At 39.4% G+C, this 17,078-nt stretch carries 17 protein-coding genes; 3 read left to right on the plus strand and 14 right to left on the minus strand.

Features of this window, described 5'->3' with window-relative positions:
• Positions 1 to 132: 132 nt before the first annotated feature.
• The 5 genes from F886_RS16525 to xerA form a co-directional block, all read right to left on the minus strand.
• Positions 133 to 1,092 (minus strand): MBL fold metallo-hydrolase, encoded by a 960-nt coding sequence (locus tag F886_RS16525; protein ID WP_005307629.1) that lies wholly within the window; start codon positions 1,090 to 1,092, stop codon positions 133 to 135.
• A gap of 90 nt (positions 1,093 to 1,182) precedes the next feature.
• Positions 1,183 to 2,025, minus strand: coding sequence for a helix-turn-helix domain-containing protein (locus tag F886_RS16530; RefSeq protein ID WP_005307632.1), 843 nt, complete (start codon positions 2,023 to 2,025; stop codon positions 1,183 to 1,185).
• Positions 2,026 to 2,103: 78 nt separating this feature from the next.
• The gene (locus tag F886_RS16535) at positions 2,104 to 3,036 is read right to left on the minus strand and encodes an electron transfer flavoprotein subunit alpha/FixB family protein (protein WP_005307634.1); all 933 of its coding nucleotides are present in this window, start codon (positions 3,034 to 3,036) and stop codon (positions 2,104 to 2,106) included.
• 17 nt (positions 3,037 to 3,053) lie between these two features.
• Complete coding sequence (locus tag F886_RS16540) at positions 3,054 to 3,803, minus strand: electron transfer flavoprotein subunit beta/FixA family protein (protein WP_005307637.1); 750 nt, start codon at positions 3,801 to 3,803, stop codon at positions 3,054 to 3,056.
• Positions 3,804 to 4,264: 461 nt separating this feature from the next.
• Positions 4,265 to 5,155, minus strand: coding sequence for a site-specific tyrosine recombinase/integron integrase (xerA, locus tag F886_RS16545; protein WP_081402298.1), 891 nt, complete (start codon positions 5,153 to 5,155; stop codon positions 4,265 to 4,267).
• 169 nt (positions 5,156 to 5,324) lie between these two features.
• On the opposite strand from xerA, the gene F886_RS16550 reads away from it, so the two are divergent.
• Positions 5,325 to 5,948 carry a LysE family translocator gene (locus tag F886_RS16550; protein WP_005307643.1) on the plus strand — a complete coding sequence of 208 codons (624 nt, stop codon included), beginning with the start codon at positions 5,325 to 5,327 and terminating at the stop codon, positions 5,946 to 5,948.
• 54 nt (positions 5,949 to 6,002) lie between these two features.
• On the opposite strand, the gene F886_RS16555 is transcribed toward F886_RS16550, so the two are convergent.
• The 5 genes from F886_RS16555 to F886_RS16575 all read right to left on the minus strand — a co-directional run bounded on the left by F886_RS16555 (position 6,003) and on the right by F886_RS16575 (position 10,594).
• Positions 6,003 to 6,602: an alpha/beta fold hydrolase gene (locus F886_RS16555; RefSeq protein WP_005307646.1), complete on the minus strand. Its 600-nt coding sequence runs from the start codon at positions 6,600 to 6,602 to the stop codon at positions 6,003 to 6,005.
• A 99-nt stretch (positions 6,603 to 6,701) separates the two neighbouring features.
• The gene (gene dapF, locus F886_RS16560; RefSeq protein WP_005307649.1) at positions 6,702 to 7,547 is read right to left on the minus strand and encodes a diaminopimelate epimerase; all 846 of its coding nucleotides are present in this window, start codon (positions 7,545 to 7,547) and stop codon (positions 6,702 to 6,704) included.
• Positions 7,548 to 7,552: 5 nt separating this feature from the next.
• The gene (gene lysA / locus F886_RS16565; protein ID WP_005307652.1) at positions 7,553 to 8,803 is read right to left on the minus strand and encodes a diaminopimelate decarboxylase; all 1,251 of its coding nucleotides are present in this window, start codon (positions 8,801 to 8,803) and stop codon (positions 7,553 to 7,555) included.
• Between the two features lie 22 nt (positions 8,804 to 8,825).
• Positions 8,826 to 9,047 carry an LPS translocon maturation chaperone LptM gene (gene lptM, locus F886_RS16570; RefSeq protein ID WP_004790575.1) on the minus strand — a complete coding sequence of 74 codons (222 nt, stop codon included), beginning with the start codon at positions 9,045 to 9,047 and terminating at the stop codon, positions 8,826 to 8,828.
• 140 nt (positions 9,048 to 9,187) lie between these two features.
• A complete protein-coding gene (locus F886_RS16575) occupies positions 9,188 to 10,594 on the minus strand; it encodes an amino acid permease (protein WP_005307657.1) in 1,407 nt (468 codons plus the stop codon).
• Between the two features lie 487 nt (positions 10,595 to 11,081).
• Between F886_RS16575 and radA the strand changes: the two genes are divergently transcribed.
• Complete coding sequence (radA, locus tag F886_RS16580) at positions 11,082 to 12,470, plus strand: DNA repair protein RadA (protein WP_005307660.1); 1,389 nt, start codon at positions 11,082 to 11,084, stop codon at positions 12,468 to 12,470.
• An 82-nt stretch (positions 12,471 to 12,552) separates the two neighbouring features.
• The gene (locus F886_RS16585; protein WP_005307663.1) at positions 12,553 to 13,545 is read left to right on the plus strand and encodes a Tim44 domain-containing protein; all 993 of its coding nucleotides are present in this window, start codon (positions 12,553 to 12,555) and stop codon (positions 13,543 to 13,545) included.
• A gap of 58 nt (positions 13,546 to 13,603) precedes the next feature.
• Here the strand turns inward: F886_RS16585 and epmA are convergent, their stop codons facing one another.
• The 4 genes from epmA to fdhD form a co-directional block, all read right to left on the minus strand.
• Positions 13,604 to 14,578 (minus strand): EF-P lysine aminoacylase EpmA, encoded by a 975-nt coding sequence (epmA, locus tag F886_RS16590; protein ID WP_005307666.1) that lies wholly within the window; start codon positions 14,576 to 14,578, stop codon positions 13,604 to 13,606.
• Entirely contained in the window at positions 14,575 to 15,642 is a 1,068-nt protein-coding gene (locus F886_RS16595; RefSeq protein ID WP_005307670.1) for a 4-phosphoerythronate dehydrogenase, read from the minus strand. The genes epmA and F886_RS16595 overlap by 4 nt, the downstream gene beginning before the upstream one ends.
• Before the next feature lie 104 nt (positions 15,643 to 15,746).
• Positions 15,747 to 16,139 (minus strand): YkvA family protein, encoded by a 393-nt coding sequence (locus tag F886_RS16600; RefSeq protein WP_005307672.1) that lies wholly within the window; start codon positions 16,137 to 16,139, stop codon positions 15,747 to 15,749.
• 150 nt (positions 16,140 to 16,289) lie between these two features.
• Positions 16,290 to 17,075, minus strand: a complete 786-nt coding sequence (gene fdhD, locus F886_RS16605) for a formate dehydrogenase accessory sulfurtransferase FdhD (protein ID WP_005307675.1) — start codon at positions 17,073 to 17,075, stop codon at positions 16,290 to 16,292.
• Positions 17,076 to 17,078 lie beyond the last annotated feature (3 nt).

Raw genomic sequence — 17,078 nt, forward strand, 5'->3', positions numbered from 1 at the left:
GCTCTCTTTAGAGCACTTTTCATCTAATCTTAAAAACAAAACTTAGTTTATTAGCCAAAATAAATAATATTTAGCTTCAACATACTTGTCTTGTTGTAAACCCATTATTCTTTTAATAATAGGTTTGAAATATCATTTTGTAGGCCGATATTGAGCAGGAATCCACTGATATCCTTTTGAATTTTTACTAATATGCCCAATACCAGGAAAAGCAACATGCGCAGCTCCCACCCACCATTGGTTTTTATAGGCTTGTTCAAAAATACTTTTACGAACAGCTATAGCCTGATTCGAGTGAGTATCAGGTTTGTAGCTTGCTTCAGGATAAGGAAATTGTACTGCACCATAGTGTACAACATCGCCAAGACCTAAAAACTTTTGACCGTTTTGTCCATCTACTAAATATGAAGAATGACCTTCAGTATGACCATGAGTAACGATGAGTTGAACATTCGGTACGTTAAAAGAGGTTTTGGTAAAAGCGACGAGTTGCCCTGCCTTTTGGTATGGCTGTAAGGCATCTCTCGTCATTTTAAATATTGGCTTAAAAAAATCATTAGCTTTTGCTTCATTTGCAGATGATGTCCAAAAATCGACATCTTCTTTAGCTAGATAAACCTTCGCATTTGGATAAGCCATTTTGCCATCGAGTGTAATACCGCATAAATGATCAGGATGGGCATGTGTAATCAAGATGGTATCTATTTGTTCAGGCTGTACGCCTGCTTTCTTTAAATTTTCACGCACATGGCCCAAGGTTGGACCAAAACATTTTGCAGTGCCAGCATCAATTAAAATATTTTGTGTGGGTGTTTGAACAAGATAGGCAGAGAAATCTGTGACAATCTGATTATGCTCATCTACAGGAACAAAGTTTTCTGCAAACAGTCGATTGGCTTTTTCAGCTGAAATACCTAGTAAATCACTACGAGGCAGTCCCAGTTCCCCATCAAACAATGCTGTTACCTTAAGGTTGCCTACTGGTTGTAAAAAGTAACCATCGACTTGATGTACACTTGGCGTTTGTTCTGCATGTATAACTGTACTGGCACTCAGTAGCAATAATATCGTAAGTGATTTTAATGAATTCATCATAGAGTCCTTCGTATTTTCATACTTTAACTCTATTGGTTTTTATCTATTTAAATCGCTCAATAAGCGATAAGAAACGCTCAAATTGACTTATTCGGCAGCTAGCACAGCAGGATCTATACCATAACGCTCTACAAAGCGATCACGAAAAATAGCAACAGACTGGTACCCAGATTTTGCTGCAATAGTTTTCATAGGTAACTTTTTCGAATACAACAGCTCAAGTGCAAAAGTAAGCCGTGCATGCGTAATCGTTTCTCTTAAGGTTGTGTCTTCATGGCTAAGCTTGCGGCGAAGTGTGGCACTGCTCAAACCTAGTCTCATTTCAAACTCACTAGACTGCCAATGGTGCTGTGGATTTTCTATGACCCAATCATGAATGATTTTTGTCAATTTAGGTGGAGGTACAATTAAAACATCAGAACAATGCTGTTGGCATAGCTGTACAAGTATAGCGGTAATACATAAACGTGCTTTCACTACATCATGATTAAATAAAGCCGTTTGCCACTCAGCTAAAGAGGTAGCAAAATCATCAATTGAAAACTTTAATATTGCTTCAGTTCTGTCTACAACTGGCTTAGCCCAAATCATTTGTGCAGCTTGAATGACTTCTTCACACATAGGCACAAGAATAGTGAGATATTCACCCGTTATAGGGTCAGGCAGATTAACTGCATCGATAACCGTATCGGGTTTTATAATATAGAGATCGCCAGCGCTAAAATTGATTTGTTTTGTTTGAAGATTTAATTGTTGTTGCCCATATAAAATAAATCCCATGTGCAACTGACTAACTTTAATATTGGACAGTCCATGCTGATTTTTCGAACGAATACATAAATAATCTCGTGCCATATCTGCCCGTGCCAATCTCACAAGTGATTGATGCAATTGGTGGGCCTCTAGCGAAGCGGAATAATTAATATTCATAATGATGATCTAAATAAAAAAACGCCCTTGGCTATTTATAGCACAAGGGCGTTTTTCGAATAAGTGACAAGCTGTAAATTACAACTTGCTTACTAACTCTGGTACTACAGTGTTCAAATCACCAACTAACCAGTAGTCAGCAACACTGTTGATTGGCGCTTCTTCGTCTTTGTTGATTGCAACAATAACTTTAGAATCTTTCATACCAGCTAAATGCTGGATCGCACCAGAAATACCTACAGCAACGTAAAGGTCAGGCGCAACGATTTTACCAGTTTGACCCACTTGGAAGTCGTTAGGTACGAAGCCTGCATCAACTGCCGCACGTGAAGCACCTTGTGCTGCACCAAGCTTGTCAGCTAATGGATCAAGTACTTTATGGTAGTTCTCACCAGAACCTACACCACGACCACCAGAAACTACGATGCGAGCCGCAGTTAATTCTGGACGATCAAGCTTAACGATTTCTTCAGATACAAAATGAGAAATACCTGCATCTTTCGCTTCACTTACCGCTTCAACCGCAGCAGAACCACCTTCAGCAGCTACTGGATCAAATGCTGTACCACGAACTGTACCCACAATGATTGCTTCGTCAGATTGAACAGTCGCAATCGCGTTACCTGCATAAATCGGACGCTTGAATGTATTTGCAGATTCAACAGAAATAATGTCTGTGATCATGCTTACATCAAGAAGAGCAGCAACACGTGGAAGAATGTTCTTACCAGTTGTTGTAGAAGCAGCTAATACGTATTTGTAACCTTTAGCTAAATCGGCAACTAGGGCAGCTACGTTTTCAGCTAACTGGTTTGCATAAGCAGCATTGTCAGCAAGTAAAACCTTGCTTACACCAGCAACTTTAGCAGCAGCATCAGCAACTGCCTGAGCACCAGAACCAGCAACTAATACAGTAATATCACCACCGATTTTTTGTGCTGCAGCAACAACGTTTAAAGTAGCACCGTTAAGTGCTTGGTTGTTGTGATCAGCGATAACTAAAATACTCATGATTTTATCCTTCCGTATTAGATCACTTTCGCTTCATTTTTCAATTTTTCAACAAGCTCATCTACAGATTTCACTTGTACGCCAGCTTTACGTTCTGCTGGAGCTTCAACTTTAACAGTTTTAAGCTTAGTACCAGCTGCAACGCCATAATCAGCAGGAGATTTAGTATCAAGTGGCTTCTTACGAGCTTTCATGATGTTAGGCAATGCTGCATAACGTGGCTCATTCAAACGCAAGTCAGTTGTAATGATTGCTGGAAGTGCCAGTTCAACAGTTTGTAAACCACCGTCAACTTCACGAGTTACTTGTACTTTGCCACCATCAACTTTCACTTCAGAAGCGAATGTACCTTGGCCCGCACCTAATAATGCACCAAGCATTTGTCCTACTTGGTTAGAGTCATCATCAATTGCTTGTTTACCAAGAAGGATAAGTTCTGGTTTTTCAGCGTCAACAACACCTTTTAAAATTTTAGCAACTTCTAAAGCGCCAATTTCATCAGTGGTTTCAACTAAAATACCGCGGTCTGCACCCAAAGCCATTGCAGAACGGATTTGTTCTTGAGCTTCTTTAGGACCCACAGAAACAACAACGATTTCTGTTACTGTTCCTTTTTCTTTTAAGCGAACCGCTTCTTCCACTGCGATTTCACAAAATGGGTTAATTGACATTTTAACGTTAGTTAGGTCAACCCCACTATTGTCCGGCTTAACACGAACTTTGACGTTGGCATCAACCACGCGTTTTACAGCAACAAGAGCCTTCATGTAATCCTCGGCTGTTCTAGCAAAAGTAAATGTTGAGAAAAGTATATTAACTCTTCAATTAAAATTTTTTAGGTACCCTATCTTGCAATGTGTTTGGCATTTCGGTCAAGTCACAATTTTCCAGAACAGCACAAAAAAAATGAAACCATCAGTTCATAAAAAAAATATTATGCCTTATTAGGCGCTATTTCGTTCTTTTTACACTCTATTTTATATATTGATTTTTATTATCTTTTTATCTTATTTAGCTTATTAGTCAGAAACATAAGATCGCCTTAAAATAATCGAGATGAGATGTTTTTGACTCAGGGGTACCGACAAAATATCCCAAGATCAAAATGGTCAATTTGACTATTTCCCCTATTTCTCTTAAACAAATTTCTAAAAAAATACAAATGATGTCTACATTCGTATAAGACTAGCCATTTTAATCAACTTTTTTATTAAGATCGTTCTTAAATCTATTCATTCTTTTGTGCTCTCGGATGAGCTCGATCATAGACTTGTGCCAAATGATCAAAATCAATATGTGTATAAATTTGTGTCGTAGATAAATTACTGTGGCCTAACATTTCTTGTACTGATCGCAAATCACCACTGCTTGATAACATATGGCTAGCAAAACAATGCCGTAATAAATGAGGATGCAAATCTACATTCACACCTGCTCTTTGCGCTTGAAGCTTTACACGCTTTTCAATTTGCCGTGGGGTTAACACACCGCCTCTTTGAGAAATAAAAACAAAAGCATTTTGATCAAAATGGCCTTTCCAGATTTTATAAATTTTCAGCCAATTCAATAGACTTTCTTTCGCCTTTTTTCCAAACGGTACAATACGGGTTTTGTTTCCTTTACCCGTAATACGTACCAGTTGACGGTTAAAATCGATATCTTTAATTGTTAAGCCTTGCAGTTCAGCCAGACGCAAACCACTTGAGTAAAGTAACTCGAGCATGGCTTTATCACGTAACCACAATTGCTGATCAATTGGTTTTTCAGGCACAGGCTGATCTAAAATTTGATTAACCGTTTCTATGTCGATCATACCTGGCAAGGGTCTAGGCTGACGTTTTAACTTAAAATCATCAGTAGGGTTAATTTCTAGATATTTCCCTTGTTCAGCCCATTTCATAAACTGGCGAATTGAAGTGAGATGACGCTGCATACTGCTTGAACTTAACTGGTCCTGCTCAACACGCTGGGCCAAATATTCACGTAAATCTGAAGCTTCAATATTTCTTAAATCAATTTGTTTGAGCTCGCAGAACTCAAGAAAGCTTTTAACATCTCTTTCATAAGCTGTAATCGTGTGCTCAGACTGGTTCTGAATTTTTCTTTCTTTTAACCACATTGAGAGCAGCTGTAATGCAAAATCCAAATTGCTCTCCATTTATTTGCTCATTTTATTTTTTCAGTGTATCAAAAAGTAGTTGTTCAGGAAATTTAAGATCGTACAGCATAACAACTCACTACCTTATATATTACACTTCATTTTAAGTATTCGTCGGAACCCTGCTGTCATGACTACCATACTCATTCCCTACTTAATTGCCATTACTTTACTTACGCTTACACCTGGTCTGGATACGACTTTAATTATTCGTACCGCTACTCTTGAAGGCAAGTCGAAAGCATTTCAAGCAGCAGTGGGTATTAGCCTTGGCTGTATTGCATGGGGAATTGTGGTTGCTTGTGGTCTAGGCGCTTTGCTCATGGCTTCTGATCTAGCCTTTAATATTCTGAAATGGATGGGGGCTGCTTATTTAGCTTGGCTAGGTTTGAATATGATTTTAAAACCGCGTAGCCAACTTGCAGACATGCAAGAAACCAACTCCAATGTCCCTGCTTCACAGAATTGGTTTATTAAAGGTTTTTTGGGTAACTTACTTAATCCCAAAGTTGGTATTTTTTATATTTCATTTCTGCCACAATTTATTCCACCACAAGCATCGGCTGTTACTTGGATTATAGGGCTTGTGATGATTCATGTGGTGATTGGAACCTTATGGTCAATTTTATTAATTTTGGCTATGCAACCACTATCACGTTATCTTAAGCAACCCAAATTTGTGAAATATATGGACCGGATTACGGGCAGTATTTTTGTGTTGTTTGCTTTAAAATTGGCTTTGAGTAAAAGATAAATTTTAAAAAGCGTGCTAACGCATAGCACGCTAAATAATAGTTAAAGATTTACATTATTTTTTTAAGTAGTTTTCTATTTGGACTGAAACTTCATCGGCATGTTTTTCTGCTAGTTGATGGTCCCCACCTTTCACAACATATAACGTCGAATTTTCAAACTTTCGATTTAAATATTGCCCCACCTGAACGGGGCTCACTGGATCGTTATCGCCCCAGATTAATAAAGTTTCAATGTTTATATCTGATAAAAACCCTTCGTAGTTAGCATTGGTAGTAATAAACCAATCTGGATATCTTAAAAATGCTTGATGGTATGCTTCTCGCCAGTCTTGCACATTAAATCTTTCAAGGTCGATTCCACCAGAAGTTGCAATCAAAACCAGCCCTTTCACCAGCTGAGGTTTTTGCAACGCTGCCGCAACAGCAAAAATGCCACCCATAGATTGCGCGACAATTACAGATTCTTCATTAATTTGATCGACCACATGATTTGTTAGGTCTTCAAAACTTTTGACCTCAAAGGATTCTGGTGTATCTCCAAAACCGGGGTAACCAATAATTTTTGTCTGGTAATGCTGAGGTAATTTTTCAATTAATGGATGCCAAAATGCTGTACTACCTGATGCGCCAGGTAAGAAAATTAGATTATTCATATTTTTATAAAGTAATAAAATTAAAAAATTATTGTATATAAAAGAAAGCCTCTTTTATCATTTTAGTTAATAAAAGAGGCCTCTATTTAGGTAATGCTATTAGCCTTGGAAATAACGTAAATCCAAACGCCCATCATATACATGAGTTGTTGGACCCGTCATCCAGACCACATCACCTTCTTGCCATTCGATTTGTAGCTTACCACCAGCAAGTTCAACTTCAACTGAATTACCCAATAAGCCACGGCGCATACCACTTACCGCAGCAGCACAAGCCCCTGTACCACATGCAAGAGTTTCACCTACACCACGTTCAAATACACGTAAACGCACATGCTTTTCATCAATGATTTGCATAAAGCCAGCATTCACACGTTCAGGGAAACGTTTATGTGATTCAACTTGCGGACCAATACCAGCAACATCTGCTGTGAGTACATCAGGAACAATCGTTACGGCGTGAGGATTGCCCATATTGACCACATCAATACTAATGTTTTGGTCATTGGCTAACTCAAGTGTATATAAAGCTTCTGGTTGTTCAGCAATGAATGGAATTTCATTCGGCAAAAATTTCGGGTAGCCCATATTCACGCGAACCCAACCATTTTGCCCCAGTTCAGGTTTGACAATCCCTGCTTTGGTTTGAACAGTAATACTAGTTTTCGTTGTTAAATGACGCTCATGTACAAAGCGAGCAAAACAGCGCACACCGTTACCACATTGTTCAACTTCAGAACCATCAGCATTAAAAATACGATATTTAAAATCTGCTTCCGGTAAATCAGGCGGTTCAACAATTAAAAGTTGATCAAAACCAATACCGAAATGGCGGTCGGCTAAGCGTTGGATTGTTTCTGTATCCAAATAGGCACGTTGGCTGATCAGATCAACCACCATAAAGTCATTGCCTAGGCCATGCATTTTAGTAAATTCTAATAACATTTCATTTACTCCTCAGGCAATAAACTTTCTTTTTCCCAAAGGGATTCAACTGTTTCACGCTCACGAATCAAATGGGCTTTGTCGCCAGACACCATTACTTCTGCGGCACGTCCACGTGTATTGTAATTTGAACTCATTACAAAACCATAAGCACCAGCACCGAGAACAGCTAACAAGTCATTTTCTTTTAAAGCCAATGAACGATCTTTACCAATGAAATCACCTGTCTCACAGATTGCACCCACGAGATCCCAAGTTTTTTCTTCAGTATCTGAACTTGGTACCACAGGTTGGATATCCATCCAAGCTTCATATAATGCAGGGCGAATTAAATCATTCATTGCTGCATCAATAATGGCAAAGTTACGGTGGCTCGTTGGTTTGAGCAAATCAACTTTGGTTAAAAGCACACCTGCATTTGCACTAATGCTACGACCCGGTTCCATGTAAACCTTGAGACCTAACTTTTCTAAAGCAGGTTTCATTGAGTTGGCATATTCTTCAACACTTGGTGGTGTTTCATCTTTATAGCAAACACCTAAACCACCACCGATATCAATGTGTTTAAGATTGATACCAAGCTTTTTCAACTCTTCAATCATCAACATCACACGATCTAAAGCATCAACGAATGGTTTAGTCTCGGTTAATTGCGAACCAATGTGGCAGTCAATTCCAATAATCTCAAGGTTTGGTAAAGATGCAGCATATTGATAGGTTTCATAAACGGTATCACTTGGAATACCAAATTTATTTTCTTTTAAACCTGTTGAAATATAAGGATGTGTTTTTGCATCTACGTCTGGATTTACACGTAAGGAAATCGGCGCTTTTTTGCCTAGACGAGCTGCAACTTTTTGAAGACGATCTAGTTCGGCATACGACTCTACATTAAAGCAAGCAATGCCTACATTTAACGATGTTTCAATATCAGCTTCAGTTTTACCCAAGCCAGAAAAAACAACTTTAGATGCATCTCCACCCGCTTTTAAAACACGTGCAAGCTCACCACCTGATACGATATCAAAACCAGCACCAAGTTTTGCCAATACATTAAGAACAGCTAAATTTGAGTTAGATTTCACCGCAAAACAGATTTGATGATCAATAAAATCAAAAGCACGATCCATATCTAAGTAATGTTTTTCAAAAGCTGCTTTTGAATAAACATACAAAGGTGTGCCAAATTGCTGCGCAAGCTGCTCCATAGAACATTGCTCTGCGTGCAATACTCCATTAATGCGAGTGAAACTCATGAATGTGTCCTTATTTCAAAGCTTAAGGTGAAGTTGTTTGGGTTGGGGCTGATGATTCAACTGGCTGATCAGCTTGTTCATCCTGTTGTACAACTTGTTTCTGTTCTTTATTACGATAGAGCAAGTATTTCGCGCGTTTGTCATAATTCGGATCAGAAGGTAGCTGTAATGCTCCTGACTGACCACAAGCGCTTAGCAAAATACTGCTGCTCAATAAACTGATGAGGCAAATGACACGACGCATCTGAGCACCTGATTTAAACAATTCGATGCAGTATACCGTGATCATGCAGGCGGCTAAAGAGTAAACTTAAAGAGAAAAACAATATGCATAAAAAACGCCAGCTTTTCAGCTGGCGTTTGATCATAACTAAATAAATTTAATTACTTTTTATGACGCGGTTTATAGAAGAAGAAATAACCAATGATCAAGATAATAAACCAGATTGGGCTGACTTTAAGCGCTTTAAACGTATCTGGCTCTAAAGACAACACGTAAATCATACCAATAAAGAAAATAATCGTGATCCAACATGTAAATAGGCCGCCCGGCAATTTAAATGTTGATTTTGCATGCAGCTCAGGACGTGTAGTGTAGTAACGGATATAACTCCAGATAATCAGTAACCACACGCAAATGAACAGAATCGTTGAAAGTGTTGTTGCAAGCGTAAACGCTTCAACGGTATTTGGTACAAAATACTGTAATGCTGCACCTAACAATAAACACGCAGCAGAGAAATACAATGCATTTGCAGGTACCGCACGTCTGTTCAATTTACCAAAAGCTTTTGGTCCCTGATCTTCACGAGATAGACCAAACAACATGCGGCTTGTTGAAAACACGCCACTGTTCATTGATGACATCACTGATGACAACACAACCAAGTTCATTAAGATTGCTGCTGCCGCAACGCCTGCTTGACTAAACAAGTTTACAAACGGGCTGATCGCTGGATCAATTTTATTCCATGGTGTTACTGACATGACAATAATTAATGCGAACACATAGAAAATAATGATACGAATTGGAATTGAGTTAATTGCTTTAGGCAAATTACGTTCAGGATCTTTAGTTTCCGCAGCTGTTGTTCCGACAAGCTCTACACCAACGAAAGCAAAAATCGCAATCTGGAAACCTGCCAAGAAGCCATGCACACCCGTCGGGAAGAAACCGCCATTTGCCCACAAATGAGTAAAGGATGCCACTTCACCAGTAGTCGAGGTAAAGCCCGTAAAGATCATCCATAAACCCACTGCAATTAAAATAATAATTGCTAGAATTTTGATAAGTGCAAACCAAAACTCCAACTCACCAAACAGGCGAACTGTTAACAAGTTCAAGCCCATAATGAATACAATGGCTGCTACACTGATCATGGCGCCTTCGACCGGCGAGAAAGGTAGACCATTATTAAAGAATTGCAAGTAATAGATAATTGCAGAAAGATCGGCAATACCAATGGTGATCCAACACAGCCAATAGGTCCAACCTACAAAATAACCTGCCCATGGGCCAATTAAATCCGTTGTGAAATCAATAAATGATTTATAGGCAAGATTTGAAAGAAGTAATTCGCCAAGCGCACGCATGACAAAAAACACCATCACACCAATAATCAGGTAAATGAATAAGATTGAAGGGCCAGCAAGACTAATCGTTTTGCCTGATCCCATAAACAATCCCGTACCAATTGCACCGCCAATCGCGATCAGCTGTAAATGCCGATTTGAGAGGCTACGATGGAGCTCACCTTGTTCATGAGGCTCATTCAGATTTTGATTCGACATCTTATCAATACACTCCAGTAATTTTTTTTAGTCCGTTAGCTAAAATCAAAAAGACGATATCGCACCATTTGCAGGTATCTTTTAAATGTATATTTTTTGATAATTTTTCAGCTAACCGATTTTTATCTGTATTGCTGATGATTTCAAGCTACATACAATTAAATCTGATAATACGCACAAGCCCATAGCAATACAACGCACTTTACGGTCTAAAAACATGACTTGAACTTGTCTGATTTTTAAATTAAAAAGACGATTCAATTGACCATTTTCTAATCTTCAATTTCATTTCAGTCCTTCATCTGTTTATTAAAAATACCCCTGCTCGACCTTAATCTTTTAAATTAACTAATACATGACAATGACCTAATATTTTCGTTGTTTTAAATTAAGCAAAATGTATTCCACTTCAAAACTGATTCTCTATTTTGGTTTTGTTATACTCCGTTTCTACTATTAATTAAGAAGTTTTTAACTGAAGTCGAATATGAGCAAAGTCAAAACTGTTTACCGTTGCGAACAATGTGGTGCCGATCATCTTAAATGGGCAGGTCAATGTTCAGAGTGTGGTGAATGGAATTCTTTGACTGAAGTCAAACTTGAGCCAACTACCGCTCACCGCGCACGTCCAAAAGTTGGGGGCTATGCTGGTCAAGCTGCCAATATTACAACTCTAAATAAAGTCACTTTTTCCCATGAAACACGCTTACCGACAGGCATCAGCGAATTTGATCGTGTACTTGGCGGAGGCTTAGTTACGGGTTCAGTCGTATTGATTGGTGGTGACCCCGGTATTGGTAAATCGACTATTCTTTTGCAAACAGCAACCTATATGGCAAGTGCAAAAAGCTCTGCACTTTATATTACCGGTGAAGAATCTTTATCTCAGGTTGCACTTCGCGCTCAACGTCTTGACCTACCTACTGACCAGTTAAAAGTCATGGCAGAAACCTGTGTTGAACGTATTTGCGAAGTCTTAGAACAAGAAAAACCTGTCGTGGCGATCTTAGATTCGATCCAAACGCTTTATACAGAAACACTTCAATCGGCACCGGGTGGTGTTTCGCAAATTCGTGAATCTGCTGCTTTATTAACTCGCTATGCAAAAAATAGTGGCACTGCACTCTTCATTGTTGGTCACGTGACCAAAGAAGGTGCACTGGCTGGTCCACGTGTTTTAGAACACATGGTGGATTGTGTACTTTATTTTGAAGGCCAATCAGACTCACGCTATCGAATGATTCGTGCTGTTAAAAACCGTTTTGGTGCGGTGAACGAGCTTGGCGTATTTGGCATGACAGATAAAGGCTTACGTGAAGTTGCCAACCCTTCTGCCATTTTCTTAAGCCGTTATGATGAAGCGATTCCGGGTTCAATTGTAATGATTAGCCGTGAAGGAACTCGCCCTCTTTTGGTCGAAGTCCAAGCTTTAGTTGATGATGCTCAAGGACAACCTCGTCGCGTAGCATTGGGTCTGGAACAAAACCGTTTGAACATGCTGCTTGCTGTAATGCATCGCCATGGTGGTGTTCAAACCACCGGACAAGACGTCTATGTCAACATTGTCGGTGGTTTAAAGATTACCGAAACAGGTTCAGACTTAGCAGTTTTATTAGCATGTGCTTCAAGTTTACGAACCAAAGCATTGCCTCAGCAACTTGCCGTTTTTGGAGAAGTTGGCCTTTCTGGTGAAATTCGTCCTGTACCAAATGGCCAAGAGCGTTTAAAAGAAGCTGCAAAACATGGCTTTAAGTATGTCATTTTGCCTAGAGGTAATGCGCCGCAAAAAGCAATTCTAGGCGTACAAGTCATTGCGGTTGCCCGTCTGCATGAAGCATTGACTGAGGCAATGCAACTCAGTGATGAATTGACATAAAAAAACATACTTTTATGGTTGAAATTTAGCGTAAATACCTTCATAAATACTATTACAATTTAATTTTAGACAGGAATTTCCTATGGAAGTACACCAGCGTGGCTTGATTACCGGTATTTTAATGGCTGCTTTAGCAATTTCGCCTCTTGCTGAAGCTAAACGTGCAGGTGGTGGTAAAAGCCACGGTATGGCACGCTCTACTACTTCAAGCCAGTCTTATCAACAACCTCGTCAAGTGACTCCTGCTCAACAACCTGCTACTGCACCTCAACGATCAGGTCCGGGTGTTGGTTCAATGGTTGCAGCTGGTGTGGCTGGTGCTGCCGTAGGTGCTGTTGCAGCAAATGCTTTAGCTGATGACAAACCAACATCAACTGAACATCAAGCAACTCAAGCTGGAACAGAACAAGCTGCTCAAGCGCAACAAGAAGAGAAAAAAGGTGGAATTCCTAGCTGGCTTTGGGTATTACTTGCAGCAGCTTTAGCCTTTTTTGTTTTCCGCAAATTGGGCGCAAAAAAAAAATTAGCAGGTAATAATCCTTACGCACCAAATAACGACGGTCAAAACCCATTTGGTCGTTCTGCTGCACCACAAGCAACACCACGTAATGCTGGAGATAATACAAATATCTTTGGTCAATCTGTTGGTGGCGGTGCAGCAACCCAAGCTCCTTTTGGCGGTGCAACAACGAGCAATGGCAATCAACTTCCAGATGGTAGTGAACCTGCTGCTTTCTTACGTATTGCACGTCAACGTTTTAATCACATCCAGTCGATGAATACTGCAAGTAACATTGAAGAAATTCGCCGTTACTTAACACCAGAACTTTATAGTTCTATGTATAACGACATCATGGAAAACCAAGATCAAGACGTTGCTGAATTTAGCAATCTGAATGCGATGGTTGTAGATAGTGCGACTGAAAATGGTCAATACGTTGTAAGCGTACGCTTTACAGGTACAGTAAGTGAAGATTTAAACAGCTTGCCACAACCATTTACTGAAATCTGGCACTTTGTTAAACCTGCTGGTTCTCAGCAAGATTGGGTTGTTGCAGGTATTCAACAAGCTTAAGCTAAATAAACCCTCAATAAAAAAGCCACAATATTGTGGCTTTTTTATTTGTCAGTTTTTAAGCAATTTCAGCTGGGAATGTAATGACTTTTTCAATTTTGACCTGATCCATTGCAACCATGAGTAAACGGTCTATACCTAAAGCAATTCCTGAACATTCTGGCATATGAGGCAGTGCTGCTAACAAGTGTTCATCTAAAGGCATAACATGAAGGCCTTGCTTAGCACGCTCTGCATTGTCTGCTTCAAAACGTGAACGTAACACCTCTGCGTCGAGCAATTCATCGTAAGCATTGGCAAGCTCTAAACCTTCAATATAAACCTCAAAACGTGCTGCGACCTCTTCCCCATCTTCATCTACTTTCACTTTTGCCAAAGATGCCATTTCTGGTGGAAAGTCAGTTAAAAAGACTGGCGCATCAAATCCTAAACTTGGTTCAACAAAATGAGAAAATAATAAATCCATGTAAGCTAGACGATCATCGCCTAAATCAAGATTTAATCCCACACGATTTGCAGTATCTTTGAGTTGCTTCAACGTTGCTTGCAATGGGTTAATATCAAGACGATCTTGAAAGGCATGTTTATAACTTAAAATAAACGGACGAACTTCCCCAAAACGATGTTGCAAACAAGTCTGCAATAAATCGGCAGTTTCATGCATTAATGCTTTTAAGTCTAGACCCGGGCGGTACCATTCGAGCATGGTAAATTCACTATTGTGTTTACGTCCGTGTTCATCGTCTCGAAAAACCTTACAGATTTGGTAAATCGGCCCGCTACCACTCGCTAGTAAACGCTTCATGGCAAACTCTGGAGATGTCTGTAAATATTGAGTCTGCAATTTGCCATTAATATGACGTAAAGTCTGAACAGAAGCTAAATGCACATCGGTGACACCTGCTTGTGAAACAATCGGTGTTTCGACTTCCATGACATCACGTTCAGCAAAAAACTGACGAATCTGGTTATAGAGCTTAGCACGTGCTTTTAAGGCATCAATTGAACAAGTTGGTTGATAACTTAAGCTCATGCCTGCGGCCCTCCATGTGCTGCCCATTCACGGCGCAGCGGATAATTCTTACGTAATAAATCAAATGCTTTTTGCTCTACTTTGCCCTCTTTAATACAGGCACGGATGTTGGCATCATCTTGAGCAATATCATAAATATGAGCTAATTTTTGCTTTAACACTGCTTTTAAATCATTTCCTGAAAAATAGTCTTCGCATGCAGGCAATTGGGTCTCGAAACGTTTATTTATATCAAACCCAAACTTTTGGCAGAACGCCTCATAAATCATTTGGGTGCCGCGAGCCTTCCCTTCAAGGCTATAACCAGCAATATGCGGTGTTGCTAAAGCCAACATGTCTATAAGTTCTTCAGATATGACTGGTTCATGTTCAAATACATCGAGCACAACTTTACGCTGGGTGCGCTGAATATCTTCGATTAAAGGAGCTTCTTTCACGACTGGACCACGCGCACTATTAATTAAAATCGTGTTCGGTTGAAGTGCAGCAAACGCTTGCTCATTAAACAGATGATACGTTGCATGTTTACCATTTTTAGTAAGTGGCACATGAATTGAAATTGCATTCGCTTGTTGCAAAAGAGTTTCTAAACTCACATTTTTAATTGAATCTAACTGCACAAATGGGTCAAAGCCTATTACATTCCAACCAAGCAACTGGGCCATATATGCCAAACGCTTACCGACGTTTCCAAGCCCCACAATGCCTAGGGTAAATTTTTCTTGTTGTTCTAAAAGGTTGACATCTAAATGAAGTAAAGCAGTAATGACATATTCAGCAACTGCCTGCGCATTACAACCTGCTGCATTGGCCCATGTAATTCCTTGTTTTTCTAAAGCAGAAATATCTAAATGATCGGTGCCGATTGTGGCACTACCCACATATTTTAAAGCTGTGTTTTGAATTAAACTTTCGTTTACTGCGGTGACTGAGCGAACCAATAAAGCTTCAGCATCTTTTACATCTGCGTGCGTTAAGGTGCGTCCTGCACGGTGTTGAATATCGCCAAATTCTGAAAAAAAGTAATCGGTAAATGCCAAGTTTTCATCTGCGACGATTTTCATTATCTGCAACTCAAAGCTTATAAAAACGTTATTATCCTTTGAGTTGTAGCAAAGCACAATGTTCAGGGTGTTAAATTACGATAAGGCTTCTAAGCGTAGTTCACCTACAAACCACCACCAAAATAAAAATAAGCCATCACCGCAAGAGTAAGCCACATTAAAATAATAAGTACAGCAACCAAATAATTTCGTGGCCCTTTTTCATGTTCTTCTAGCCATTGGTTAGCTTGCTGTTCTGCATCGAAAATGACTTGCTTAGGCGTAAAACGAAGCGCTAACCAAATGAGTATCGGCAAAATGATGGCCTCATCTAAAAGGCCTAAAATAGGAATAAAATCTGGAATTAAATCGATGGGACTAAAGGCATAAGCCACAGCCACCACAGCAATAACTTTTGGGAACCATGGCATTTGAGGATGCTTTGATGCAAACCAAAGCATAATAATTTGTTTTTTTAGACGTTTTGCCCATTCTTTTAGTGATTGTAACCAAGACATTTGGACAGACTCTGAACTACATAACTCTGATCATAAAGTATAAAGTTCGTGCTTAACTTAAAATTAGGCAAAATAGAAATGTATATTTCCATTATGTTTGATCATTCTTAGCATTTGAACTGATCTGATCAATATTTCAATGCATGATCTTTATGTGTATAAAACGAAATCATCTCCACGACAAAAGCTTGCTAAAGTTAGGCCAGAAGTTTTTGCGAGCCGAATAGCCATACTGGTTGGGGCAGAAATTGAAGCCAATAAACCAATATTAAGCTGAGCACATTTACGGATTAATTCGTAGCTTGCACGACTGGTCATGACCACAAAACCCAAATTGGTGTCGTAGTTTTCTTGAGCTAAATAACCCAGTAGTTTATCTAAGGCATTGTGACGGCCAACATCTTCAAATAAAGCTATGATTTTGCCTTGAACCACCCAAGCAGCGGCATGAGCTCCACCCGTTAAGGCAGTAATTTTTTGTTGATCTTTTAATTGAGAAATCGCGACTGGAATTTGTTCAAGCCATTCTTTGGAAGGTTCGATCGTAATTTTAGGAATATCGAGCTGAAGCTGCTCCAAACTTTCAATGCCACATAAACCACAGCCTGTACGCCCCACCAACATACGTCGTCTTTCTTTTAATGCAGCAAATGCTCGAGATGAAATGGTCATATTCACTTCAATTCCCAGTTCACTTTCATGAACCTCAATGGCATACAATTCTTTTAAGCTCGTTAAAATTCCTTCGGAGAGACTAAAACCTTTAGCGAACACACTCACATCGGTAGGTGTTGCCATCATCACTGCATGAGAAATGCCGTTATATACCAAAGCAATCGGATGCTCTTGAACAATATTATCTAAAACACTTTCAGATTCGGTTTTCTTAAACCGCTTTACTTGTAATGTTTCAACCCCATAAGAATGTGGTGTCAAAAT

Origin of the sequence: Acinetobacter sp. NIPH 542 (assembly GCF_000369825.1) — a bacterium.
In the GTDB taxonomy this organism is placed as follows: Bacteria; Pseudomonadota; Gammaproteobacteria; order Pseudomonadales; family Moraxellaceae; genus Acinetobacter; species Acinetobacter oleivorans.